The organism is Cohnella cellulosilytica (genome assembly GCF_042431195.1).
Lineage (GTDB): Bacteria > Bacillota > Bacilli > Paenibacillales > Paenibacillaceae > Cohnella > Cohnella cellulosilytica.
In genome coordinates this window covers 102,333-126,577 of the sequence record NZ_JBHMDN010000048.1, presented here as the reverse complement: position 1 = coordinate 126,577, position 24,245 = coordinate 102,333, and the positions used below count along the sequence as shown (strand labels likewise).

Sequence of the window (24,245 nt, the reverse complement as noted above, 5' to 3'; positions counted from 1 at the left end):
GCGCATTCCCCTCGTCCGGTTTATTTTTTGGCGTCGTACGCCTCCTGATAAAGCTCCAAATAGCGGGCCAAATTCATGTCGTCCAAGCTTTTCACATAGGAATCCCAGTCCTTGTCGATATCGACGTCGCCGTTGATCGAACGGACGAGCATCTCGTTCACCCGGTTGTGCAGCGTCAGCTGCAGGTCGGCGATTTCCGCGGAATCCTCGTCGGACAAGTACAGCGGAGGCACGATTTGGTCCAGATCGGCCTTGTACGGATCGTACTTCTCCTTCGTCTCCGTATACAGCAGCTTCTCCAGAGGATTGGCCGGATCGTCGACCTGAGCCAGACGGAGAGTCGACGGGTTGTAGATCGGCCCGGACAACGACCAATGCGAATTCTGAACGTTGCCCCACGAGGTCAGCGGCTTCCAGATCGCCTGCTCGCCGTTGATGCCGAGCTCCCCCTCCTTCGCCCAGTCCCATTCGACGCCGAGACGTCCGTAGGAGCTGCGCATCGTCGTTTCGGTATTGTACATGAAGTCGAGCAGGCGGAAGGCGGCCTCCGGATTCGTCGCGTCCTTGGTGATGACGTAGGCGCCCGTATTCAACACGCCGTAAGGATCGTACGGCGTAACCTGGACGCCTCCCGGCCCTTTCAATGGAGGAACGGCTACGTACTCCTTCCATCTGCCGCTCTCGCCGAAAAATTGCGTAAACTCGCCCATATGCAGCGTCGTCGCCGCGCCGAGAATCGGGACGTCCGGATTTTCCCCCAGCTGCTTGAGCTGGTTGCCGTCCTGCGTCAGCGCCTGCGGGTCCATCAGACCGTCGGCGTACAAACGATGCAAATATTTAAGCCCTTCCTTCCACTCCGGCTTGTTGTACGGCACCTCGATCTTGCCGTTGGCGGCCGTAAGCCATGACATCGGCGAATAGGTGAACGAGTTCATCAGGAAATTCTGCACTTGCGTCACGTATCCCGTCGGCGAACCGGAGAACGGGATTTCGTCCGCCTTGCCGTTCCCGTTCGGATCCTGCGTCTTGAACGCCTCGAGCACGTTGTAGAACTCCTCGGTCGTCGTGGGCATCGGCAGGTTCAGCTTGTCGAGCCAAGGCTTGTAGATCCACATTTTCTGCATGAACATCGCGTGGAAGCCTTCGTTCGGAGCCGGCATCGCGTAGATGTTGCCATCGGGCGCGGTGATCGTCTCCTTCACGTACGGCATCTGCTCGAACATCTTTTTCGTCTCGACGCCATACTGATCCACCAGATCGTTCAACGGCCGGAACAAGCCCTGCGCGCCGAAGATCATCTGCTGCGCCGGCGAAATTCCCATTGTCATAATGACGTCGGGCAGCTTCTCCCCGCTCGCCAGCACCAGATTCAGTTTCTCCGAAGCCGACTTCTCGGGCAGAATGTCCCATTCGATGTGAATGTTCGTCTGCTCCTCCAAATATTTCGTGAATTCATTCGTGGCGAAATCCTCGACGAGCGAGTTGGCGTGCGTCATAATCCGAAGCGTCGTTTTCTCTTTCGTAATCGGCAGCTCTCCTGCCGCCGACGTTGCGCCCGAATCGGAGGCGCTTGAGGACGGCGAACCTGCGGACGGCGACGCCGATCCGGTATTCCCCCCGCCGTTATTCCCGGAACACGCGCTGACAAGAACGGATAAGGCAAGCAGAAGCACCGCGAATGAATAATGGCCTTTCTTCAAGCCGAACACCCCTTTGATTTGTAGTTTGGGTTAACCTTTCAACGAACCGATCATGACCCCTTTGACAAAATGCTTCTGCACAAACGGGTACACGATCATGAGCGGCACGGTGGCGACGACGATCAACGAATATTTCAGCAGATTGCTCAGCCCTTCCCGCTTGGCCGCGCTCTGTACGTCGACGACCGTGGACAGCATATCCATGTTGATGTTGTTCTGAATCAGAATCTCCCTCAGCACGATCTGCAGCGGATACAAGTTCTGGCTCTTCAGAAAAATAAACGCGCTGAAATACTGATTCCAATGGCCGACCGCGTAAAACAAAGTGATGACGGCGATGATCGGCATGGACAGCGGAAGGACGATTTTGCGCACGAAGGTGAAGTCGCTGCAGCCGTCCAATTGCGCCGCCTCCAGCATTTCTTCCGGAATCGACGTTTGGAAATAAGTCCGCGTTATGACCACATTCCATACCCCCAATGCGCCCGGCAGCAGCATCGCCCAGACCGTGTCGAGCATGCCGAGATTGCGGACGAGAATGTAGAACGGAATCAGGCCTCCGGAGAACATCGTCGTGAACACGAACAGAAACATAAAGAAATTGCGTCCGTACAGATCCTTCCTTGCCAGCGGATAGGCCGCCAGAATCGTCAGCGTCACGTTGATCGCCGTACCCGCTACCATATAGAAGAGAGAATTGCGAAAGCCGGAGCCGATCAGTTTATGGTGAAACACCGCCTCGTAGCCGTCCAGCGTGAAGCCGACCGGCCACAGCCACACCCGGCCCGATACGATGGCATCGGGGCTGCTGAACGAAGCGCTTAAGACATAGAGAAGCGGATACAGCACCGACAGCAGAAACAGCGTCAACACGATGTAATTCAGCACGGTAAACCAGCGATCCCCGCCGGAATCGCGGATAGAGCGATTATCCAATTCCAGGTCTCCTTTCCCGCTGGCGCTCTTACCACAGACTCGTCTGTTTCGTTCTGCGCGCCACCTGGTTGACCAGCACGAGCAGCGCCAGGTTAATCACGGATTTGAACAGACCGATGAGCGTGGAATACGAATAGTTCATGGCCGGAGAATTCAAAGCCACCTTGTACACGTAAGTATCGATGACCTCGGAAGTCCGCAGGTTCAACGAATTTTGCATCAGCAAAATTTTCTCGTAGCCGACGTCGAGCAAATGCCCCATGTTGATGATCAGCAAAATAACGGCGATCGGCATAATCCCGGGCAAATCGACGTGCCACATGCGTCTGAGCTTGCTCGCCCCGTCGATGACGGCGGATTCGTGAAGCGCCGGATCGATGCCGGCCAGCGCCGCCAAATAGATAATGCAGCTGAAGCCCATCATCTGCCACACGCCGGACCAGACATAGATCGATTGGAACAGTCCCGCCTTGGCCAGAAATGCAATCGGCTCGAAGCCCAGCGCCTGGATGAAGTGATTGACGATCCCCTTCCGCGGATCAAGCAGCTCGAAAATAATGCCGACCATGACGACCACGGAAATAAAGTAAGGCGCGTACGTAATCATCTGTACGCTTTTCTTGAACGCCAGGCTGCGCACGTAGTTCAAGCTGAGCGCAAGCAGAATCGGAAAAGGAAATCCGGCGAGCAAGCTGTACAAGCTGATCGACAGCGTGTTCCGAAGCAGTCTCCAGAACTCGTAAGAATTCACGAATCGGTCGAAGTGCTTGAGCCCGACCCATTCGCTCCCCCAGATCCCTTTTGTAACCACATAGTTCTTGAATGCGATCTGCGCCCCGTACATCGGAACATAGTTGAACAAGATGACGAACAGTACCGGCAGCGCAAGCATGAGATATAACTGCCGGCCTTTGCGGATTTTCTGCCATCTCGTCTGTCCGGTCCTCCCGGAACGATACGCCGCGATTGTTGGTTCGCCCGGCATGCGCAGTCTCACCCCCTCTCGTCCCCTTCGGAATTTTGTAAGCCTTTACAACGTTGCCCTCTCATTATAAACTGAGAGGGCATTTCTGTATTTGCATTACATCTTGTTGTTGGCCGGTAGTCCCCGGTATTTTAACGGTGCGTAATTGCACATATCGAGAAATCTATTTGCATTCCATTGACTTTCCGAGCTTTTCAGCCGATTGGAGGACCTTCCGATGCACATTCGCAAATACGGCAACATCACCTTTACTTCTCCTCAACGCTACGAGAGCGGCGGCATTCATCCCTATCATCACGAGATTCTGTATATTTCTTCAGGAGAGGTTCAATTGACCTGGATGAATCACGTTTACGAGACGAAAGGGCCCGCGCTGTTCTTCATGACGCCGAACACCCCGCATCAGCTGACAAAGCTGTCCACGCAATACAGTTTTCTATTTATAGAAGCCGAGATGCAGCATGATCCTTTCCTCAGTCTGTCGGAGATCATTCGCTGGAACGAGCTCCAGATCGGGATGCAGTCCCCTTCCTATGCCTTATCCGCAGTCATTCAGACGATGAATATGATTCGCAACCATTTCGAGTCGGAGCTGTCCGTCGACAGCGGCTTGCTGAACCGGCTCGTAGCGGCCGAGATGCAGAAGGTGGTCGTGCTCGTGCGCCATATCGTATCGCTTGCGCTGTACGCCAACGCCAAGCCCGACAAGAAGGAACGGCGCGATGCGGACGGCGGCAAATCCGAAACCGAGGAAGCGGTGGAGCAGCTGATGCACTTCATGGAGTCGTACTACCGGGAAAACATTACAATGAAGGATCTGACCGACCGGATTCATCTAAACCCGTCCTATCTGATCCGCGTGTTCAAGCAGATGAAGGGCATGACTCCGTTCCAATATTTGAACAGTCTGCGGATGAACGCCGCCCTCAGCCACTTGAGCTGCACCGACCTGTCGATCCAGGACATCGTCAAGCTGACCGGGTATCAAAGCATTCATTATTTCAGCCGGGTATTCAAAAATACGTACGGCGTAAGTCCGTCGCAGTGGAGACTGAACGGGGGCAAAGCGGAGAACGAAGGGTAGCGGAGAGGTGCGTTAAGTCCGAATGTCAGTCAAGTGCAAACCGGATATTGGACATAAGAAGTTGGAGCGCCTTGACGGACCAAGGTCGAGGCGCAACAACAAGATGTCGTGTAAATACTTTTTCCTTCTTCCCAACTATAATAGGGCTCAGTAATTTGTAAGGGCTTACAACAATCGGATCGAAGGAGGAAAATGACAATGAAAAAAACGATCGCTGCGGGTATGCTCGCTTCCATCGTCTGGCTTCCGCTCGGCGCGCAAGCGGCGCTTGCCGAAGGCGGACCGGCGGCGTCCTCGTCCGCCGAGCCGCGGATCGGACTGCTCGCCGCCATTCCGGACATGTGGAGCTTCCCGGATTCGGCCATTCAGGACGTAGCCGACGCGGGCGTCGACGTCGTGGAGCTGAAGGCGGTGGCCAACGACCCGCTGGCGCATCCGAATCCCGGAGGCGACGGCGTCATGAGCGCCAAAGGCACGTACGACTTCTCCCTGCTCGACGCGCAGATCGACCGCTGGGAGGCGAAAGGCATCCGGGTCGTGCTCGAGGTGACGCTGAACGGCTCGTTCCGGCAGGACTGGTGGCCGGAGTATTATGCCGATTATGTGGCGGAGGACGGCTCGATTCTCCCGAATCGCTTCAACGTCTATGTTCCCGCGCTGCAAAACGGCTACGACAGCTTTATCGAAGCGGTAGTCGCTCATTACGACGGAGACGACGGCGTTTACGGGTTCTATATTGACGGGCCAGGCTACTACGGGGAAGTGGAGATGCTGACCGACAATTACGCTAGCCCGAAGTTTTACAGCTACGACTCGCATGCCAAATCGGCCTTCCGCTCCTATCTTCAGACCGTCTATCCGAGCGTAGCCGCGCTGAATGCGGCATGGAGCTCCTCGTATACCGTCTGGGGCGACGTTCACCCTCCGCTGCCGGACTATTCTCTCGGGGAGGGCGAGGTGGATCTGCGGCAGAGTTGGTCGGACTTTGTGACCTGGCGTCATACGTTCCTCTACGACGTCATGGAGAGATGGCTCTCAACGGCCAAGAGCGCGACGTCCAAACCGCTCGGCATTAAGATCGGCGGCGCCAAGATGGGCTCCAATCCGAACTCCGCCGCCTTCTCGGCGTCCACGGCCGATTTGCTCAAGCTGTTAGCCAGCGGCGGGCATCCCGCCTTTTTCGACGACACGAACAATGAGAACTTGAGCTCTATGCGCCACAGCACGACGATCGGCAGCCATTACGGCGTCAAAATCTGGGGAGAAGGCGACGGCGGCATCCCGTCCGTCTCGTACAATCAGCAGCGGCAGAACGCGGCCAATCTGTTAATGTCGGGCGCCGATACGATGCACTACGCCTACGTGGAGTGGCTGTTCAAGGGCTTCGATTGGGGCACCGCCTCCTGGACGGGCGGCTTCGAGAAGACGAAGGACTATTATTACTGGAAAAGCCTGAACGAAACGGTTAAGCAATATCGGCCCGATTACGAGCCGAGCGAGGTCGCCTTCTTCCAATCGCACTATTCGTCCTGGTATCGGGGCGGCGACAAGACGAACCGCGACGTCAGCCTCGTCTACGATGCCGAGATGACGCACGGCGCCTACGGCGCATACGCTTCGTGGGCCCGCTATTTGACCACGCCGGACGTCGTGGACGAGCAGCTTATTCTGGACGATATTTTGAGCCGCTACAAGGTGCTGATCGTGCCGAATACGTCGAGCACCGTCACGCTGGAATCGGTCGGCGACAAAATCAAAGCATGGGTGCAGGCTGGAGGCAGGCTGGTTACGTTCGGGGAAGGCGCGCTCACGTATCAGATCGACGAAGACCGGCGCCTCGTCGCTTCGGCCCCGTCCGATCCTGCGAACTGGAGCCTGGGCCTCAGCGGCGGCACAGCGGCGGCATCGACGGCCAGCCGGGAATGGCGCGTTGCCGATAGCAAACCGGCTTGGCTCGCCTCGCTGACGACGGCCGACGAGGGCGAGCTGCCCGCGATCGACAAGGCCTTCGTCTCGCTGGCGGCGGGAGCCGTTCCGGTCGTGGAGGACGGCGACGGCAACGCGCTCGTCGTCGAGTATCCGTACGGCTCGGGCAGCGTGCTGTTCACGACGACTCGCGTACAGAACAACGCCTTCTTTAACGAGATCATGCCGAACATCTTGTCCGACTTCGCAGATTCGGCAGGCGTCGCGCGGCCTATTCGGTTCGAACCGACCGTTGCGGCCGCCTATACGGGCACCGATGCGGCCAGCGGCAGCAAGCTCGTCGTTTCCTACAGCGGCAAAAACCTGATGGATTCCCAATATGACGAAGCAGGCGGCGTTCAGCAGCGGATCGAGTTCTCCCCCTCGCTGGCTGGCAGCGCCGAGGTGCTGCAGTTCACCAAGTATTACGGAAATCCGTCCGTCGGCTCTCCCGGCGCGCGCGATACGATGACCGACGCGATCGCGACGACGGTCACTCTTCCGGCAGACGTCACGCACTACCGGTCGGCAAGTCCGATCCCCATCTACGACGTGCAGACGACGAATCAGCACGGAGATTACCCGCGCGAGAATATGATCGACGGCATGATCGGCGGCGAAGACCACGGCTTCTGGGCCGGCACGCCGACCGCCGTTCAGACGATCATCGCCAATGTCGGCAAGGAACGGGCTGTTCACGCCGTCGTCATCGAGCCGCGCCAAGGCTTCGGACCGAAGAACGCGACGGTCTCGGTGTCGAGCGACGGAACAAGCTATACGGACGTATGGAACGGAACGCTGCCCGACGAACGCAAGGTCGTCTCTTTCGAGCGGCCGATGCGGGCGCAGTTCGTTAAGCTGTACGTCACCTCCTCATATTCTCCGGACGGCACCGTGCAGATTCGGGAGCTGCAGCTGTACGGACCGGAATCCGAGGACGATGCCAAGCGGATCGCTCCGGCCAGCGCCACCGCCTCCTCGCAGGGGGCTGGCTCCCCGGTCTCGAACGTCCACGATTTGCGGGAGGACACGTACTGGCGCAGCGGGGCTTATCCGACCGAACCGGCGCCTCAGTCGATCGTCTACGATTTGGGCACGAGCCATCGCGTCAACCGGGTCGAAATTCAGCCCGTGCCGAATGAAGGGCCGAAGGATATCGACATTCTGCTGTCCACGGACGGCAGCAGCTACAGCTTCGCGTATACGGCGACAAGCGCGAACGGCGGACAGCTGCATACGTTCAAGCCGACCGAGGCGCGTTACGTCAAGCTGAACATCCGCTCGTCCTACGGCTGGAGCGACACGGGCATTGCCGAGATGGCCGTCTATGCGACCGGGGCCAAAGAGGACGACTACAAAGAAATTGCGGCGGCAACGGTGCAAGCTTCCAGTACGCTAAGCTACTACGCCTACAATCCGGCCAAGACGCTGGACGGGGTGAAGGATTTGCCGGAGGAGGGCTTCTGGGTAAGCGGCAAGCCGGCTGCCTCCGCCAATCCCCAGTGGCTCGTCTACGATCTGGGCAGTCTTCGCACACTCGGCATGGTCCGCATTTTGCCAAGGGAGAATTATGGGAATAAGGACACGGAAATTCTGGTGTCCGCAGACGGAATCCGTTATACGAAGGTGGCCGACTACACTGCGGCCAACGCCGCTCAGAGCCGGTCCTTCGGCCGGACGGACGCGCGGTTCGTGAAGCTGCTGTTCAAGTCCGGCTACGATACGGGCAGCGTGCAGATTCGGGAGACGGAGTTTTTCGGACCGATCGTCCCGGGCAGCGACAATCGTCTGCCGATCGCCTCGGTAGCCGCCTCGTCCGAAGTCGCACCCCATGGGCCGAGCCGCGTCGACGACGGCGTGTACGATAACGGCTCCGGCTTCTATGTCGGGACGGAGCCTTCCGAAAGCCAGCCTCAGACGATTACGGCCGATCTAGGCACAGTGCGGAACGTGCGGGCGATCGCAGTCGATTCGCGGATGGGTGCTTATCCGCTCGGTCCCGCCGAAGTCATCGTGCTGGGCTCGGCTGACGGTATCCATTACGACCGGCTATCTGCCGGCTACTTGACGCAGGGCCGAACTGTCCTCGGCGTCGGGGAGGCGACGGCGCGTTATATTCGGCTCTATATGAAATCGTCCTATAGCGGCGACGGCACGAACCAGCTCAATGAGCTCGCCGTGTACGGCGATCCGGAAGATCCCGCGCCGGGCTCGGCCTACTATTCGAGCTTCAGCCCGGGCAACGCGCAAGGTTGGACACTGATGCAAAGCCTGTCCGGCTATATCTATTCCGATACGTATTACTTAACGGTGACCGGAGCGGACCCGTACTTGCACTCTCCGGACAACCTCGCCATCGATGCTTCCCGTTACGCTTACGTCAAAATCAGCATGAAAAACAACACGGCGGACGACTCCGCCGAGTTGTATTGGCTGAGGGACGACGACACTACGTGGGATCTGGTCAAATACCAATCGTTCGACATCCGTCCGAACGACGACGGCTATACCGAGTATATCGTCGATCTGTCCGCAGTGCCGGAATGGAAGGGCGTCATCCGGCAATTGCGGCTAGCCCCGGCGAACACCGCCTCCAGCGGCACGATCGAGCTCGACTACGTCAAGGTCGACGCCGACAGCAGCGCCCGGACCGGGTACGACGAGAGCGAAGCGATGACGCCGCTCTGGTCCTCGAACACGATCTACAACGAGTCGGTTATGTTCGTCTCGCACGACGGCGGTCAGCCGGAAGCGAAGCTGCACTATACACCGCTCGATATCGTATCGATCAAAGACGCGTCGCTCGGAACGGAGTATATTGAAGGAATCGACTGGACGTACGATTCGGCTTCCGGCAAGCTGAAGCTGCTGCCCAGAACGAAAGCCGGCTTCATGACGACAAGCGAGTTGTATCCGACAGCCTATCAATCCGGCTGGGCGATGTATCGACAGGGCTCCGGCTACATTCTGTACCGGGAGGGTACGGACATTACACGCAGGCAGTTGGCCGTCACGTACACGAAGTCCGAGCCTTGGGGCGGCGTCGTTCCGCAATATGCGGGAGCCGACCTGCCGAATACGTCCGCCAAACTGACCGCAGGTTCACCGCTCCGGGTCGCCTTGCTCGGGGACAGCATCTCCGTAGGCAGCAACGCTTCCGGCTATTCGGGCGGCACGCCTTACATGCCGAGCTGGGGCCGCTTGTTCGTCCGGCAGCTGAGCGAGGCGTTCGGCAGCGACGTCACGCTGGCGAACAAGTCTGTCGGCGGTCAGGTGTCCGCCTGGGGGGCGGCGAATTCCAGCTTGATCGCGGCGGATCATCCCGATCTCGTCATTATCGCCTTCGGCATGAACGACGGTACTTACCAAGTATCTCCGGCCGCTTTCGAGGGCAACGTCAAGTCGATCATGGACGACGTGCTCGCCGTCAACGCCGACGCGGAATTCATCCTCGTCGCCACGACGCTGGCGCGGGAAGGCGTCTGTTCGGACGCGGCTTGCTCCACCGTATTGGCGGGCAACCAGGCGGACTACAAGGTGGTGCTCGACAATCTCGCGAACACGTACGACGGCACCGTGGTCATGGACATGACCGGCGTTCATCGGGAATTGCTGCAGCATAAAGACTTCCTCGACATGACCGCCAACAACGTCAACCACCCGAACGACTACCTCGTTCGGTGGTACGCTCAATATGCATCGGCATTGCTGGTTCCTTAAGCCTCGCCAGATGAGAAGAAGCCGCTCCGCACAGCCCAAATGGCCTGCGGAACGGCTTCTTTCCCTTTTCGCTCCCTGCGGGAGGGACCATATTGACGATTCCAGCCGAATAGAGCTTATGCGGCTCCCTCCCGCCACGTTTCACAGCGGCTATACTACAGTCCCCTGCCGATCTCGCCCGTCTTTCCAGATGACCTGTTCCCCGTAATTTTTCCCCCAGTTGTACATCATTTTCAAGACAGGCATAAGACTTTCGCCGTATTCGGTTAACGAATATTCCACCCGCGGCGGAACCACGGGATATACTTTGCGGAAGATCAACCGATCCTCTTCCAATTCGCGCAGCTGATGAGTCAACATTTTTTGAGTGATGTGGGGGATCATTTTTTTCAACTCGCTGAACCGTTTCGTGCCCTCCAACCCCAGATGCCACAAAATGATTAATTTCCACTTGCCTCCGATAACGGCCAGCGTCAATTCCTTCTCGCAATTAATCGTCGTCAGATCGATGCGGTCTTTCACTTCATAAGCCATCTTCCATCCCTCCTACGGTAGTATATCACAAGCATCTATACCGGATAAAAGAAAGCCCTCGCCGAGAACGGCGAGGACTTCCGGGAAATCGGCTTGAGATCGGTCTACTCCAGGTTGGCGTGTCTGCCGAACATCCGGTCGGAGTCCAGTCCCTTCTTTTCCATGATCCTGAGCACGACGGCGTCGTAAAAGATCAACAAAGTCTGCTCGAACAATGAAGCCATTGGCTGGAGGGTCGCATGTCCGCCGCTTGCTTGATCCTTGGTCGCTCCCGGCAGGTTCACCAGAGCGTCCGCCAACTGTCCGATCGTTGACTCGGGAGAGATCGTGACCGCAGCGACGGCGGCGCCTAGACTTTTCGCTTTCTGGGCCATGGGGATCAGGCTTCTGGTTTCTCCCGAGCCCGTGCCGATGATCAGGACGTCGCCCTTGTCGATGCCGGGAGTTACCGTTTCCCCCACCACATAGGCGTTCAGGCCGGCGTGCATCAGCCGCATGGCGAATGCCCGTCCCATCAAACCCGATCTTCCGGCGCCGGCTACAAACACCTTGTCAGATCGCAAAATGATATCGGCCAACGCTTCGGCTTGCGCATCCGCGATCCGTTCCACCGAGCGCTGAAGCTCCTTGACGATCTCGGCTGCATATTTTACCGTGTCCATAACGATTAGGCCTGACTAACCAGTCGCTTCATTTCAGCCGCGGCCGCCTTCTTATCCTCTTGTCCGGTAATGCCGCCGCCGACAATCACCAGGTCCGGATTGGCCTTAATGACCTCCGGGAGCGTGCTCAGCTTAATGCCGCCTGCAATCGCCGTTTTCGCCTGCTTAACGACGCGTTTGATCGCCGCAAGCTCTTCGAAAGAGTTTTTGCCCGCCGCCTGGTGGTCGTAACCGGAGTGAACGCAGATGTAATCCACGCCAAGCGCGTCGATTTCTTGGGCTCTGCCTTCAATGTCCTTCACGTTGATCATGTCGACCATAATTTTTTTGTTTTGTTTTCTGGCTTCCTCGACGGCGCCGCGGATTGTCGTATCATCCGACGCTCCAAGCACGGTAATAATGTCCGCTCCCGCTTCCGATGCCTTCATGACCTCGTATCCGCCGGCGTCCATAATTTTCAGGTCGGCCAGAACGCGCAAAGACGGAAATGCTTCCTTGATTTCCTTCACCGCTCTCAATCCTTCGTTAATCACGACCGGCGTGCCGATTTCGACGATATCTATATGCTCAGCCACTTCCGCAACCACTTGTTTTGCTCCCGGAATATCTACAAGATCCAGCGCCAATTGAAGTTCCATAGGAATAATCTCTCCTCGAAAATGATTGTTGTCCAACACTAGCCTATTGTAGAGCCATCATTTTATTTTAGGAAGTAGGCACTTTGCCGTGGGGTAGTTACCTGGACGATACCGATAAGCAGGTTAAATACGACAAAAAGAGCGGCGCACTTGCCGCTCTATCAACAAGATATGGTATAATCTGACTACAACAGTATAGGCTTTGAGGGCGGTAGGCAAAATCTCCCGGAAGGGAGGTGATGCCATGGAGGTTAAGGACGCTTTGACGCTAATGATCTCATTTGCGACACTCGTCGTACTTATACTTTCATTCCATAAAAGGAAATAGACCGCCCTCTACCAAAGGTTAACGGTCTATTCCTGCAACCTAATTCTTCAGCCTACCGCCCTTAAAAGCGGCTGTTGTGGGGAGTCGTGTTGACGCACGGCTCCTTTAATCATTTACATCTCTTTTTAAAGTATACCACGATGACTTATTCTGTAAACAGATAATTTCTAGCACACCTTTTCCCCGCACGGCTCCACGTCCCAACCGCTCCCTAATTCTTCCTTAAATCCCTTTCTAATTTCAGAGAACGGGCAAGCTCAGTGAAAATAACGCCCAGACCGTAAGCTCCAGCATCGGGAAAGCCCAAGCTTCTTTCTCCTACAGTGCCGGCGCGTCCCATTCGAGCCACGATTCCCCGGGTCTTTTCCGCCCCTTCGACAGCCGCCGCCGCGCCTTTCTCGAAAGCGGTCTTGAAATGATCGCCCGCCGCTTCGCTTGCCAACCACGACTGAACGCAAGGCACCAGCGCGTCTATAAGCGTTTTATCGCCGACTACCGCTCCCCTCCCGAAGGAACGTTCTCCTATAGCTTGTATTCCATTGACGGCAGCCTGCAGCATGTGGGCAAACTCTCCGACAGACAATTCAAGTTTACCGTCGACGGCTTTACCCGCCGCGCGGAAGGCCGAACCCCAGATTGGACCGGAGGCCCCGCCGCAATATTCCATAATGACCATTGAGCAATCATGAAGGAACGTTCCGATGTTTAATTGAGGACGGCTCAGGATCTCGCTCCACTCCCGCTTGAGCTGTTTAAATCCTTTGGCGAGACTCATGCCGAAATCCCCGTCTCCCGCATGCGAATCCAGTTCACAGAACGGCACTTCATTTTTGATAATGACTTCGCTCATTTTATCGACCAGATAGATCAGGTTGGCTAAAGAAAGTACATTATCCTTGATGATCGCATGTTCTTCCAGGGTCTCCGGCTCAAAGGAAACCGGCTCCTCTTCGTTGCTCTCGATCATATCGACATAGTCGACACGCTCTACCGGTCCTTCCACTTTGAATGCCGGAGTCGTACATTCTTCAAACAACAGCCCCTTAAGCTCTTCGTCCAGTCTCATTACGCTCAACGAAACTCCCGCCATATCGAGGCTCGTCATATAATTGCCGACGAAGGTTCTGCAAACGCTAATCTTCCTGCGATGCATTTCCCCCATGACCGCATGATTGAGGAGATAAAGCTCTTGCAGAGGCGTTGCTCCAAAACCGTTGATCAGGACTGCAATTTCCGTCGTTTCATCTCCATCTATTCCCAAATCCTTTAGAACGTCATTCGTCATTCGTGCCGCCAATTCGTCGGCGGAGATCATCTTTTCCCGGCGAATTCCCGGCTCCCCATGAATGCCGATCCCATATTCGATCTCGTCTTCGCCCAGCGCGAACGTAGGCGATCCCTTGGCGGGAACGGTACAGGATGTAAGGGCGACGCCAATGCTTCGTACGTTTGCGACCGCTTTTTCCGCTGCTGCCTTCACCTGCCCGAGTTCTCTGCCCTCCTCCGCCGCAGCCCCGGCGATTTTATGAACGAGCACGGTTCCCGCAACGCCGCGGCGCCCTACCGTATATAAGCTGTCTTCGACTGCGATATCGTCATCCACCCGAACGTAATCGACCTGGATGCCTTCTTCTTGTGCCAATGCCGCGCCGTTTTTGAAATTCATTATATCGCCGCTGTAGTTTTTAACAATCATCAGAACGCCTTTGCGTCCGGCGCTTGCCTTGATGGCATGATACACCTGGATCTGCGAAGGAGAAGCGAATACGTCGCCGCATACCGCGGCATCCAGCATGCCTTTCCCCACAAATCCCGCATGAGCCGGTTCATGTCCGCTTCCGCCGCCGCTGATCAGACTGACTTTCTGTTCATTGATTGCTTTTTTCTTCATGATTTTATACTTTTTCAGAAACTCCAGTTCCGGATGCGCCATCACCATTCCGTTGCACATTTCCACCACGAGATTTTCGGGTTTGTTCATGATCTTTTTCACTTGCGCCGCCTCCTCATTCGAACCTGGATGAAGCCCAATAGAATGCCTAGCGTTAATACCTGCATTATAGTGCAGGCGCTTCAGGATAAAAAAACTCCGCCGCCGTTTCCGTCGTTGCCTTAGCGACCTCATCCGCAGGTCTGCCGATACATCGTGCTACGGCCTGCAGAATGTGCGGAAGGAAAGCCGGCTCGTTCCGTCCATCCGCCGGCTTTTCCTTTAAATCCCGCGGGGTCAGGTACGGTGCGTCCGTCTCGATCATAAGCCGATTAAGCGGAATCGTGCGAACAAGCTCTCTCAGATGCTTGCCCCGCCGTTCATCGCAAATCCAGCCGGTGATCCCAATGTAGAAGCCCATTTGCAGGTATACCTTTAGCTCAGAATAGGTCCCCGTAAAACAATGGACGACTGCTTTTTGCACCGAATGTTCCTTAAGAATAGTAATAAAATCCGAAAATGCCTCCCGCTCATGCAGAAACAACGGCATGTTCAGTTCATTCGCCACACGGACTTGCTCGGCAAACCATTTCCTCTGCACGTCTCGCGGCGAGAAATCCCGGTTGTAGTCCAGACCGCATTCCCCGATGGCCGCCACCTGCGGTAATGCCGCCAGCTCTTTCAGCTTCGCGATCGTCTCTTCGCTGCAGCTCTTGGCATCGTGAGGATGCACTCCCGCAGTCGCATACAGCTTTCCCGGGTAACGTCCGGCATAACGCGCAGCTTCCATACTGTTCCTCAAGCTTGTTCCTGTTACAATAAGAGGGGTAACCTGATTGGCTATCGCTCTCTCGACCACCTGTTCCCGATCTCCATTAAAGGAACGATGCATCAAATTAACGCCAATATCCACGATTGAATGATCCATAATTCAAGGTCCCCTTTTCACAGGTCGTTTTTGGAATGCTATTCCTAGGGCGTGTATGCATACTCCGAGGACAGCAGATATTGCCGAATTTTCGTTCCATGCAAGGAACTTTTGTGAAGGCGTACCGGGGGTACGTCAAGCAAAAATGACGAAGCAGGGGGCGAAAAGGCGGTGATAGATGCCCCTGAGCGGGTTTGCATACACGCCCTAGCTCTCGGCCTCTCTTTTATATTTCAATGATAACAAAAAAGAGCGACACATTCGCCGCCCTATCAACAAAATATGGTATAATCTGACTACAACAGTATAGGCTTTGAGGGCGGCAGGCAAATCTCCCGGAAGGGAGGTGATGCCATGGAGGTTAAGGACGCTTTGACGCTAATGATTTCATTCGCGACACTCGTCGTACTTATACTTTCATTCCATAAAAGGAAATAAACCGCCCTCGCCAAAGGTCGCGGTTTATTTCTGACCGTATATCCGAAAGCCTGTCGCCCTTAAAAGCGGCTGTTGCGGGGAGTCGTGTTGACGCACGGCTCCTTTAACAATTACATCTCTCTAAAGTATACCACGGTGATTTATTCTGTAAACAGATAATTTTCACCCATTTAACGAATGAATGAGGTGTACATTTGAGAAGACCCGACCTTGCTCCTTGGACGAAAGACTGGCATGAATTATACCGTAAAGAAGAAAAATTATTACGGCCTATATTCTCGAACGAGTTGCTCGAAATTCATCATATCGGAAGCACTTCCGTCCCTCAGATTGGATTTGCAAAGCCAATTATTGATATTCTAATTGTTGTTAAAAATATTAACCGAGTAGGCGACTACAACGAGCAAATGATTTCCATGGGTTATATCCCGCGAGGTGAACAAGGAATTATTGGCCGTCGCTACTTTCCAAAAGGCGGAGAACATAGAACCCATCACGTACATATCTACGAAGTCGGAAATCTCAACATCGAGTATCATTTGAACTTCAAACAATACCTCTCGAATCATCCCGAGGAGGCGAAAGCGTACGGAGAATTGAAGCTGCATCTGGCCGAACAATCACCGGATAATGTTCATCTCTATCAAGCCGGCAAAGAAGCCTTCTGCAACGAAATTATGAAGAAAGCAATGATAGGGTTTTCTGAAAAAAATAGACGATGAAGCAGGCGGCGCTGCTTAGCGATAATTGGAGACTTCTATCAAATTCCCGTCCGGATCTCTTACATAAACGGATATTATCGCTCCCAGTGCTCCCGTTCTAATTACAGGCCCTTCTTCAATTATGACTTTACAATCCTCCAAATGACGAATGACATCGGTGATTTGAACATCGGTTATAAAACATAAATCCCCAGTACCGGACATGGGCGATTTTGCTTTGGGTTCAAATTCCTTGCCTACTTCGTGCAGGTTGATCTTTTGCTGTCCAAAACGTAGCGCCTTTCTTCCTTCGCCAAAAGCAACAACCTTCATTCCTAAAACACGTGAATAGAAATCGCATGTCGTATCGAGATTCGCGACAGTCAAAACCAGATGATCTTATCGGCTGATATTCATTCCAAGCCCTCCATTTCTTGCCCCGCAAACGGATCGGACATCAGCGCAATCGCCAGCCTCGCGCCGTCGCGCATCCCCTGCAAATATAACCGCTCATTCTCCAGTCCTCGGCAGTAATGGTGCCTGTCCTCCCATTCCATAAACTCGGGACATTGCGTTACATCCTCCCAGGAAAACAGTTCCTCGAACGCTCTCTTCTCCTCCTCCCGGTGTTTTCTCAGCTCCGGATGACACAGGATTCGAGCGGAGACGTCATCCAGCCGTTCCTGAATCGCGCTCTGGAACCATGACGGAAATTCCATGATCTCATCTCTCCCCGTAAACAAACATTTTCAGTCTCCGATTGCACAAGGAATATCACTTCTTTAAATCCATTATCAATCTTTTATACCAGCCGTGACAGATAGAGTATTCAACAAGAAGTAAAATAAAGTAATTTTAATTATATTAAATTAATTGGGCTCAAAATGATGAGAAGACGCGAAAAAAAGATTGAGCACGCAAATAAGAGCAAGACATAGGGCTAAAGGAAGCCTGTGTCTTGCTCTTATTTGTTTGATTCTCTACTCCGCTTGATGCTCCACATTCCCTTGCTGCTGTAACATTTCTAGAAATCGGACGACTTCATTATCCGTATCTCTTTCGCTATTGGCAGGCGCGACAACCGCCTGAGGTTGTATTGAATTTGCCGGCGCATTTGCGTTAGGTCTGTCGCTAAAGGCGGAGCGACGCAGCAGCTCTAGAAAGTGGGTTACTTCTGTAATGCTGTCGTTATCACTCTCAGAAGCCGTGATGGCTACTCCTGGCCGAGCCGATTGCTGCGGTGCATCTGTCCCAGCTATAACAACTCCAACCGTCAGAATACAAGCCAGTGCCACACAAAGAACGACCAAGCCAATCTTCTTCTTTGCGTTCGGGATTACTGAAATACGATTTTTCACGGTTCGTTTTCCTCCATAAAAATTCATTGAAAACACCATTATCCTCTATCCATCTTACATAGTTCTTCCTCCCATTAACAGAGCACTTCGACGGTAAATCCTCCAGGAGCCTTAACATAGAACGTATAACCGTGGGCGTGCTGTGGAGGATTTACCTCATAACCGTCCTCCTTTAGCCGCTGATTGATCTTGTCCACCTGCTCTTCATTTTCCTGGGGAAATCCGATATGGAAGGTTTTCGGATAATGAACCTCTCCGCCCTTCATTAGAGTAAGTACGAAACCATCGTCATCGAACATAGCCGCAAAGCTGTCCTTTCGGCTTCCTGCGCACACCATATTAAAATACATTTCCAGGAACTTTCGAGCAGCCGGAACATCTGTTACCGTGAGATTAAGGTGATTAAGCTTCATTCTTCATTCCACCCTTTCCTCATTTATAATGGATTCAAACTCGTTCACAATCATTTTATTACATACATGCAAGTGCGAATGTTTGGATCTTATCGGATTAATATTTATAAATGTTAGCTACGGTATCCGTCACATTGCTTTAATGTTTTAGATAAATCTGTGAAATGAAGGCTTAAGCGATTCGCGTACGATAACCCGATAAAAATTGCAAATGAAAACTTAAAGAGAACTACTCACAGCCTGCGAGAAGTTCTCTTTAGGTCAACCTATATAAATTAAATAATTTTATAAAAATAGATCTAATCATAATTTGATTTACAATTTAAATAATGTTTCATATAATTCTCCTTTTCAAAATCATTTTACTTTTCCACTAAGTTTATACAATATATATTGGTTTAGACTTACACCTTCACGTTCTGCATGATCAATCAAGTCCCTATGCAACGTTTTGGGCATTCTAAGCATTAGATTCCCACTTGGAAGTTCTCTAGGTTCGGGTATTGGATCACCAAATTCAAGTTTAATTTCTATGTGGTCTTTTCTTACCTCTTCAAGGTTTTTAATAAGTTCTTCAATTGTATCCGCGGTACTTTGACATCCCTCTAACTCCACATATTTACCATAATAATATGTTCCTGAATCCTCTGAAACATGCCTGATCATCATCGTATACTCTAATCCCATGTAATATTCTAAGTTTTTCTCCATTAAGCCCCTCACCCGCACCCTCCTTGAAATAAGAATCTAACTACATTTCCCGCTCCCATGTTCCCTATACCTAGATCATCTATACTCAATGTAGTCAGGAATGGGGAAGTTTATTCCCCAATCCGACTCAAGATATCTTCCACATACGCCCTCTTAATGGTGGGCTTTTCCTCCTTTATGGTTATTAATGCCCCCTCAGAAGTTCGAAAATGACGATGAGAACCATTTTGACGAACCAATTCAAAACCATAGTGTTCCAATACCTTAGCGGCTTCTGGATACCTTATGTTATGTGGTTGGTTCTTCATCTTCTCCACTAACTTGTCTATCCTCGACACACAGCTTTCACCTCCATAGCGTGATTGCGATGTATTTACCCTGATGTTATTATAATGATACTATATACGATATCAACCAACAAGAGGCTACATCAAAATCATGGATATTCTCATTAAAGGATAAATCAAGCAATCCCAGATGGATTAGCCTAATTAGGTGCGACTGACTATACCCGCCTATCCAAACAACCTGATATCCGCTGCTTTTACGTGGCAGGGCAATTGTTCATAGTTTCCCATTTCTTTAATTATTGGATGTATTTCCTGTAAAGCTTCTCTACTCAGTCTTCCGATTGTTGAATACTTCACCATATCCTTAGATGTCACGCCCGAGAAAGCTCTTGCAAAATGATTGGTCGGCAAAACCGCTGTAATCCCTATACCGTAATTAGCCGCCGAAAAAGGAGTGAATTCGCCAATCAGGATTTCACCTGCATGGTGAATACAGGTTAAAGCTCGCTTCTCCGTTTCCTTGTCACATACCAACATCAAATGCTCCGGCGCGAACCAATTAATAAACTCAAAAGCTTCGCCAACATCCGATGCAATAACGATTGCCCCCTTACCTTTAGGCCCGAAGACGTTTTGCAAGTACTGTTTTCGTTTTTCTTCGACCTCCTCTATGCATTTCCAAAGGAGTGCATCTACTTTATGAGCAAGGTTTACAGAGGTTGTGACCAGAATAGATGAAGAGTCAGGCCCATGCTCTCCTTCATTGATTAGATCATGAGCTATTATTAACGGATCGGCAGTTTCGTCTGCGAAAATTAGGCATTCGGTCGGCCCAATGCCTAATACGCTTTTCTTCCCATATGTCATAGCCACGCTCATTGCCGCTGCTATTCCGCCCGGCCCCGGTCCGTAAATCCCGTCAACTTCCGGAATAGAGTTTGTACCTTGTGCGAGTCCAGCGATGACGGCTACTCCGTTACCGATTACAAATTGATCCGCGCCCGCCAGCTTTGCCGCCGCTGTCGTCCCTTGGTCTCCAAGTCCATTTTTTAATGGGGGCATCCCCACAACGATTTTCTTCACGCCAGCTGTTTTCGCCGCCACAACCAGCATGATCGCAGTAGAGACTAACGGTCCTTTCCTCGCCGGTATCCATATCCCCGCCGAATCTAAGGGAACTACATTTTCGCCGATTACGGTTCCGGGTCTAATTTGCTTTTCCCATGATTTTGGTAACATGGCGATATTCGCATCTTGGACATTTCTAATTGCTTGTTCTATAGCTGAGCGCAACGATGGCGATAGCGAAGAGACGCATCCTTCAATGTAATCATTTGAAAGAATCAGCCCATCCAACTCGACCTGATCATGCCTCATGGTTAGACTTCTGATTCCTTCATCGCCCTTAACGGCCACCTCGTCGAAAATGGACAAAACCCCATTAAGCACCTCTCTGTCGAATAGCGTTTTATGCGAGCTGAAGCGTTCCGTAAGCAGCTTGCTCTGTTCGGGAATTTTGAATATCCTGCTTGAACTTTGCATTTCTCCACCTCCATTTTTTATAAACAAAAAAGAGTCATGCAGGATAAAAAATACCCACATGACTCTTATGCTTCAAGTCCGTAGGTATAACGCCAATAAGCGTCTGTACCTACGGAAAAAATTCCGTAATACAAACGCCTAACTAGGATGATGGCTATAGAATATTGCTAACACAACTATAAAACGACTCATCTCCATATCCCCTTAACCATACTTGGACACATTATAGAGTTCAAAAAAGAATTTGTAAAGGGTTTCCATCAAAAATTCCCAACGAAAAACCGCTTAAAATTGATCCGACATCAGGATCGGAACGTGATTCATAAGAAGATCCTGCTTGCAAAACAGCTCGGCCGGAGTCATATTGGCATATTTACGGAACTCCCGATGCAAATGGGATTGATCGTAATAGCCGCTGGATAGAGCCAGATCGATCCCCGAGCCTACCCGCTCCTGCCTGATCATTCGAAGCGTCCGCTGGAATCGCACAATGCTTCCGTAATTTTTAGGCGTCAGTCCTACCTCTTCCTTGAACACGCGTATAAAATGCTCCGTACTGAGATTGGCCATGTCCGCAATTTCGGCAATGGAAGGCGCATCCGCGGGGGAACGCTCAAACCTTTGCAGCGCATAAGCGACGGCCGGATGCCCTTTCGGAACGATAGTTTCCCGCTCCAGACGGCGCAGCAAGTATTGCTCGACGAGTTGAAACCGTTCTTCCGCCGCAGCGGTTTCCTGCAGCCTTTCCCGCAGTTCATCCGCTTGGCCATATCGGCCCAGCCCCTCCCCAAGAGGCATATCCATATCCTTTAATTCGCCTACCAAATGACCGAGAAAAGGCAGCGCGCCTCCCGGCCTGAATTGAATGCCCATACAGGTTTCTTGACATATCGTATCCAGGTAGTAGTAGGACGACCGCGGTCCAGCAATAATACTGCCCGGCAAAGTCCTATGACGATCCATCCGCTTACTCTCGAACACCCGAATCCAATCCTCTTTGAGATTAATGATCCAGGCCAAAGAGGCATCCGGAAATTTAAATTCCATCCGATGGCCGGGGCGATAGTCTTCGCATATCCACAGCTTATCAATCCATCTTGCTAAAATAGGTCCAGGTTTGCGCGCATGAAATTTCAAGCAAATCTCCCCTAATCTTAAACGAATACCGATGCCAAAATTATACCAGCTAATCCTAACAAACGAAGATCAACTTTGTACAATACGTTTTGATCTGACAGGGCTATACTGATTATAGGGAACACTAATCCACAAGAATTGAGGAGGACACGCCATGACCGCAACTTATAAACCGCAAGGATATTCCGCTGTCACACCGTATTTCATTGTCGCCGGAGCGGATCGATTTATCGAATTTCTTAAGATTGCCTTTCATGCCGAGGAGCTTGAGAGACACACCCGACCCGACGGAAGCATTCAACATGCCGCGCTTCGAATCGAAGACTCCATGATCGAAATCGGCGGAGGAACCAATAAAGACTTTCCCCCGATGAAAAGCGCGGTCCACCTGTTCGTGAAAGACGCAGATGAGGTATACAACAGGGCTTTAAAAGCGGGGGCGCGCTCCCTGTACGAACCGCAAGATCATGATTACGGGGAACGCTCAGGAGGGGTGGAAGACCCCTTCGGCAACCATTGGTACATCGCCACGAATATTAGCAGATAGGCGACGACCGATCGAAAAAAAGAAACGGCGGCGCAGGGATCTTCCCCGCGCCGCCTGCTTCCTTATTTACGCCGTCCGGCACCGCCGCCGCGTGTGGATCCGCCCCCGCCTCTTGAAGGGCCTCCGCTTGAGCCGCCGCGACCGCCGCCGGAAAAACCTCCGAAGCCGCCGCGGCTGCCGGAACTGCCGCTCCCGCCGGAACGTCCAGCCCCGCCGCCGCGCGTAGAGCCGCCGCCGCCAAAAAAGCCTCCACTGCCACCGGAGCTTCCTCTACTTCCGCCGGAGCTTCCGCCGCCGAACCAGCCGCCCCCGGAAGAGCCGCGGCCGCCGGAATTCCTTCCCCAGCCATTGTTTCTGTAAGGCGGCCGCGGGGGTGGCGGCGGATAGCGATACGGCGGTGAATAAGGATTGGACCGATGTCGCGTCCTGCCCGTGCGATTGCTCCGTCTGCCCACGATGATGATAAACAGAATGAACAGGATAACAAAAACCCAAAAGATCGGAAAAGACTTGCCCTCCGAACCTGCGCCGGAAGTCGGACTGCCTGCGGATTTGCCCGTACCGCCAGTGCCGGCGGCCGGTTCTCTCTCGTTCCCCGACGTCTCTGGTGCAACGCTGTTGGTCCACGTGCCGCCAAGCTGCCGCACGAACGCCGCATAAACCTTTTTGGCGCCGGCGCTGTATGCCTGCTTGGCAAAGTCCGTCTCCAAATAATCATACAAAATATCGGAGATCGTCCCGCTTGTCAGCGTCGATTCCAGCCCTCGGCCTTGCACGGCCCAATAATCGTCGTCGCCGATGGACAGCAAGATCAACAGGCCGTTGTCCTTCTTCGCATCGCCGACGCCCCATTCATTGAACAAATCAGCCGCATAGTCGCTTAACGAACGACTTCCGACGCTATCCACCGTTACGATCACGACCTGAGCGCCGTTCAATTCCTCCAGCGCTCTGCCGTTTTCGATCATCAGCGCCTCGTCCGCCGAGTCCATGACATTGGCGAAGTCATTTACAAAGAAAGCATCCGTTGGCGCAGGCAGCTTCGTTGCCGCCTGGACTGTGCCTGGCAGCAGGAGCAGCAACGCAATCATGCTCATACACGCCTTGCTGACCCAATATTTCATCGACTCACCTCGTTTAGGGGGCAAATAACTCGAGCGGCTTTACCGACACGAGCTTGCCGAGCATGCTGGCGGGAAACTTTTTCAGAACATCGTTGAATTCAGACGCCTTCTCATTATATGGATTCCGTCCGAGAATCAACCAGCGGGATTCGATGTCCGCCTTGATCGTTTGGCTATACCGCTCGTCGCGAGCTTCCAGCTTCATACGGCCAAGCGTGTAGATAAGCGCCGTGCTCTTGGACACGAGCCGATCCGCCGCATCGTATTTGGTCTTGGGAGATGCGGCCGTCTCCAGTCTGGACCTGGCTTCTTTCACCGCAGCCAGCTCGGTATCGTCTTCCGCAACGTAACGGCCGGCAAGGGTCGTCAGGCTGGCGCTCAATTCCAGCAGCCAATTCAGATCGAACTGGACGCCCGGCTCCTCCTTGGAAACCCCATTAACGAAGGACGCGTCCGCATCCGCGCGCAAACCGCCGAGCGATAGCGAAGCCCCCAGCATTGACGCAGAGAGGACAACAATAAGGGTAATCGTCCATGCCACCCTGCGCCGCTTCAACAGTTGCATCATTCCTTC

The 24,245-nt window shown here is 53.1% G+C and carries 24 protein-coding genes; 6 read left to right on the top strand and 18 right to left on the bottom strand.

Translation table 11 applies throughout. The features are described 5' to 3' along the window. Positions 1–20 precede the first annotated feature (20 nt). Genes ACFFT4_RS27620 through ACFFT4_RS27610 form a run of 3 tightly spaced genes read right to left on the bottom strand, consistent with a single transcriptional unit; the run spans position 21 to position 3,621 of the window. Positions 21–1,700 (bottom strand): ABC transporter substrate-binding protein, encoded by a 1,680-nt coding sequence (locus ACFFT4_RS27620; protein WP_378052288.1) that lies wholly within the window; start codon positions 1,698–1,700, stop codon positions 21–23. Between the two features lie 30 nt (positions 1,701–1,730). After that, complete coding sequence (locus ACFFT4_RS27615) at positions 1,731–2,636, bottom strand: carbohydrate ABC transporter permease (protein WP_378052287.1); 906 nt, start codon at positions 2,634–2,636, stop codon at positions 1,731–1,733. A 28-nt stretch (positions 2,637–2,664) separates the two neighbouring features. Next, entirely contained in the window at positions 2,665–3,621 is a 957-nt protein-coding gene (locus ACFFT4_RS27610) for an ABC transporter permease (protein ID WP_378052403.1), read from the bottom strand. A 217-nt stretch (positions 3,622–3,838) separates the two neighbouring features. Here ACFFT4_RS27610 and ACFFT4_RS27605 point away from each other — a divergent pair, with 217 nt between their 5' ends. Beyond that, entirely contained in the window at positions 3,839–4,705 is an 867-nt protein-coding gene (locus tag ACFFT4_RS27605; protein ID WP_378052286.1) for an AraC family transcriptional regulator, read from the top strand. Between the two features lie 198 nt (positions 4,706–4,903). Then, the gene (locus tag ACFFT4_RS27600; RefSeq protein WP_378052285.1) at positions 4,904–10,390 is read left to right on the top strand and encodes a discoidin domain-containing protein; all 5,487 of its coding nucleotides are present in this window, start codon (positions 4,904–4,906) and stop codon (positions 10,388–10,390) included. A 150-nt stretch (positions 10,391–10,540) separates the two neighbouring features. Here the strand turns inward: ACFFT4_RS27600 and ACFFT4_RS27595 are convergent, their stop codons facing one another. The 3 genes from ACFFT4_RS27595 to hxlA all read right to left on the bottom strand — a co-directional run bounded on the left by ACFFT4_RS27595 (position 10,541) and on the right by hxlA (position 12,224). Then, the gene (locus ACFFT4_RS27595) at positions 10,541–10,924 is read right to left on the bottom strand and encodes a winged helix-turn-helix transcriptional regulator (protein WP_378052284.1); all 384 of its coding nucleotides are present in this window, start codon (positions 10,922–10,924) and stop codon (positions 10,541–10,543) included. Between the two features lie 104 nt (positions 10,925–11,028). Further along, on the bottom strand, positions 11,029–11,586 hold the full coding sequence (hxlB, locus tag ACFFT4_RS27590) for a 6-phospho-3-hexuloisomerase (protein WP_378052283.1): 558 nt from the start codon (positions 11,584–11,586) through the stop codon (positions 11,029–11,031). A 5-nt stretch (positions 11,587–11,591) separates the two neighbouring features. Further along, positions 11,592–12,224, bottom strand: coding sequence for a 3-hexulose-6-phosphate synthase (gene hxlA / locus ACFFT4_RS27585; protein WP_378052282.1), 633 nt, complete (start codon positions 12,222–12,224; stop codon positions 11,592–11,594). A gap of 244 nt (positions 12,225–12,468) precedes the next feature. On the opposite strand from hxlA, the gene ACFFT4_RS27580 reads away from it, so the two are divergent. Further along, positions 12,469–12,552 (top strand): putative holin-like toxin, encoded by an 84-nt coding sequence (locus ACFFT4_RS27580; protein WP_378052402.1) that lies wholly within the window; start codon positions 12,469–12,471, stop codon positions 12,550–12,552. Positions 12,553–12,763: 211 nt separating this feature from the next. On the opposite strand, the gene dhaK is transcribed toward ACFFT4_RS27580, so the two are convergent. Together dhaK and ACFFT4_RS27570 are read right to left on the bottom strand one after the other, a co-directional pair. Next, the gene (gene dhaK / locus ACFFT4_RS27575) at positions 12,764–14,545 is read right to left on the bottom strand and encodes a dihydroxyacetone kinase subunit DhaK (protein ID WP_378052281.1); all 1,782 of its coding nucleotides are present in this window, start codon (positions 14,543–14,545) and stop codon (positions 12,764–12,766) included. A gap of 64 nt (positions 14,546–14,609) precedes the next feature. Next, a complete protein-coding gene (locus ACFFT4_RS27570; protein ID WP_378052279.1) occupies positions 14,610–15,410 on the bottom strand; it encodes a TatD family hydrolase in 801 nt (266 codons plus the stop codon). Positions 15,411–15,764: 354 nt separating this feature from the next. Here ACFFT4_RS27570 and ACFFT4_RS27565 point away from each other — a divergent pair, with 354 nt between their 5' ends. Next, positions 15,765–15,848, top strand: a complete 84-nt coding sequence (locus ACFFT4_RS27565; protein WP_378052402.1) for a putative holin-like toxin — start codon at positions 15,765–15,767, stop codon at positions 15,846–15,848. A gap of 194 nt (positions 15,849–16,042) precedes the next feature. Next, on the top strand, positions 16,043–16,570 hold the full coding sequence (locus ACFFT4_RS27560) for a GrpB family protein (protein WP_378052278.1): 528 nt from the start codon (positions 16,043–16,045) through the stop codon (positions 16,568–16,570). A gap of 15 nt (positions 16,571–16,585) precedes the next feature. Here the strand turns inward: ACFFT4_RS27560 and ACFFT4_RS27555 are convergent, their stop codons facing one another. The 8 genes from ACFFT4_RS27555 to ACFFT4_RS27520 form a co-directional block, all read right to left on the bottom strand. Further along, entirely contained in the window at positions 16,586–16,936 is a 351-nt protein-coding gene (locus tag ACFFT4_RS27555; protein WP_378052276.1) for a VOC family protein, read from the bottom strand. 26 nt (positions 16,937–16,962) lie between these two features. Continuing rightward, a complete protein-coding gene (locus tag ACFFT4_RS27550; RefSeq protein ID WP_378052275.1) occupies positions 16,963–17,268 on the bottom strand; it encodes a hypothetical protein in 306 nt (101 codons plus the stop codon). 261 nt (positions 17,269–17,529) lie between these two features. After that, positions 17,530–17,946: a hypothetical protein gene (locus ACFFT4_RS27545; RefSeq protein WP_378052274.1), complete on the bottom strand. Its 417-nt coding sequence runs from the start codon at positions 17,944–17,946 to the stop codon at positions 17,530–17,532. 35 nt (positions 17,947–17,981) lie between these two features. Next, positions 17,982–18,320 carry a VOC family protein gene (locus ACFFT4_RS27540; RefSeq protein ID WP_378052273.1) on the bottom strand — a complete coding sequence of 113 codons (339 nt, stop codon included), beginning with the start codon at positions 18,318–18,320 and terminating at the stop codon, positions 17,982–17,984. A 357-nt stretch (positions 18,321–18,677) separates the two neighbouring features. Beyond that, positions 18,678–19,043 (bottom strand): toxin-antitoxin system HicB family antitoxin, encoded by a 366-nt coding sequence (locus ACFFT4_RS27535; RefSeq protein WP_378052271.1) that lies wholly within the window; start codon positions 19,041–19,043, stop codon positions 18,678–18,680. A gap of 98 nt (positions 19,044–19,141) precedes the next feature. Continuing rightward, positions 19,142–19,339 carry a type II toxin-antitoxin system HicA family toxin gene (locus tag ACFFT4_RS27530; RefSeq protein WP_378052401.1) on the bottom strand — a complete coding sequence of 66 codons (198 nt, stop codon included), beginning with the start codon at positions 19,337–19,339 and terminating at the stop codon, positions 19,142–19,144. A 207-nt stretch (positions 19,340–19,546) separates the two neighbouring features. Next, on the bottom strand, positions 19,547–20,923 hold the full coding sequence (gene hisD / locus ACFFT4_RS27525; protein ID WP_378052269.1) for a histidinol dehydrogenase: 1,377 nt from the start codon (positions 20,921–20,923) through the stop codon (positions 19,547–19,549). 225 nt (positions 20,924–21,148) lie between these two features. Next, positions 21,149–22,000: a helix-turn-helix domain-containing protein gene (locus ACFFT4_RS27520; protein WP_378052267.1), complete on the bottom strand. Its 852-nt coding sequence runs from the start codon at positions 21,998–22,000 to the stop codon at positions 21,149–21,151. A gap of 154 nt (positions 22,001–22,154) precedes the next feature. Here ACFFT4_RS27520 and ACFFT4_RS27515 point away from each other — a divergent pair, with 154 nt between their 5' ends. Beyond that, positions 22,155–22,547, top strand: a complete 393-nt coding sequence (locus tag ACFFT4_RS27515; RefSeq protein WP_378052266.1) for a VOC family protein — start codon at positions 22,155–22,157, stop codon at positions 22,545–22,547. A 62-nt stretch (positions 22,548–22,609) separates the two neighbouring features. On the opposite strand, the gene ACFFT4_RS27510 is transcribed toward ACFFT4_RS27515, so the two are convergent. Beyond that, positions 22,610–23,671, bottom strand: coding sequence for a TPM domain-containing protein (locus tag ACFFT4_RS27510; RefSeq protein ID WP_378052265.1), 1,062 nt, complete (start codon positions 23,669–23,671; stop codon positions 22,610–22,612). A gap of 13 nt (positions 23,672–23,684) precedes the next feature. Beyond that, positions 23,685–24,239 (bottom strand): LemA family protein, encoded by a 555-nt coding sequence (locus ACFFT4_RS27505; RefSeq protein ID WP_378052264.1) that lies wholly within the window; start codon positions 24,237–24,239, stop codon positions 23,685–23,687. Positions 24,240–24,245: the final 6 nt, after the last annotated feature.

Excerpts from the sequence above, each read along its gene's own strand:
- ACFFT4_RS27605 (WP_378052286.1), top strand. The coding sequence starts at position 3,839 with ATGCACATTCGCAAATACGGCAACATCACCTTTACTTCTCCTCAACGC.
- ACFFT4_RS27580 (WP_378052402.1), top strand. The coding sequence starts at position 12,469 with ATGGAGGTTAAGGACGCTTTGACGCTAATGATCTCATTTGCGACACTC.
- ACFFT4_RS27600 (WP_378052285.1), top strand. The coding sequence starts at position 4,904 with ATGAAAAAAACGATCGCTGCGGGTATGCTCGCTTCCATCGTCTGGCTT.
- hxlA (WP_378052282.1), bottom strand. The coding sequence starts at position 12,224 with ATGGAACTTCAATTGGCGCTGGATCTTGTAGATATTCCGGGAGCAAAA.
- ACFFT4_RS27540 (WP_378052273.1), bottom strand. The coding sequence starts at position 18,320 with ATGAAGCTTAATCACCTTAATCTCACGGTAACAGATGTTCCGGCTGCT.
- ACFFT4_RS27530 (WP_378052401.1), bottom strand. The coding sequence starts at position 19,339 with ATGAAGAACCAACCACATAACATAAGGTATCCAGAAGCCGCTAAGGTA.
- hxlB (WP_378052283.1), bottom strand. The coding sequence starts at position 11,586 with ATGGACACGGTAAAATATGCAGCCGAGATCGTCAAGGAGCTTCAGCGC.
- ACFFT4_RS27595 (WP_378052284.1), bottom strand. The coding sequence starts at position 10,924 with ATGGCTTATGAAGTGAAAGACCGCATCGATCTGACGACGATTAATTGC.
- ACFFT4_RS27550 (WP_378052275.1), bottom strand. The coding sequence starts at position 17,268 with ATGGAATTTCCGTCATGGTTCCAGAGCGCGATTCAGGAACGGCTGGAT.
- ACFFT4_RS27570 (WP_378052279.1), bottom strand. The coding sequence starts at position 15,410 with ATGGATCATTCAATCGTGGATATTGGCGTTAATTTGATGCATCGTTCC.
- ACFFT4_RS27505 (WP_378052264.1), bottom strand. The coding sequence starts at position 24,239 with ATGATGCAACTGTTGAAGCGGCGCAGGGTGGCATGGACGATTACCCTT.
- ACFFT4_RS27510 (WP_378052265.1), bottom strand. The coding sequence starts at position 23,671 with ATGAAATATTGGGTCAGCAAGGCGTGTATGAGCATGATTGCGTTGCTG.
- ACFFT4_RS27545 (WP_378052274.1), bottom strand. The coding sequence starts at position 17,946 with ATGGTGTTTTCAATGAATTTTTATGGAGGAAAACGAACCGTGAAAAAT.
- hisD (WP_378052269.1), bottom strand. The coding sequence starts at position 20,923 with ATGTGGGTATTTTTTATCCTGCATGACTCTTTTTTGTTTATAAAAAAT.
- ACFFT4_RS27515 (WP_378052266.1), top strand. The coding sequence starts at position 22,155 with ATGACCGCAACTTATAAACCGCAAGGATATTCCGCTGTCACACCGTAT.
- ACFFT4_RS27565 (WP_378052402.1), top strand. The coding sequence starts at position 15,765 with ATGGAGGTTAAGGACGCTTTGACGCTAATGATTTCATTCGCGACACTC.
- ACFFT4_RS27610 (WP_378052403.1), bottom strand. The coding sequence starts at position 3,621 with ATGCCGGGCGAACCAACAATCGCGGCGTATCGTTCCGGGAGGACCGGA.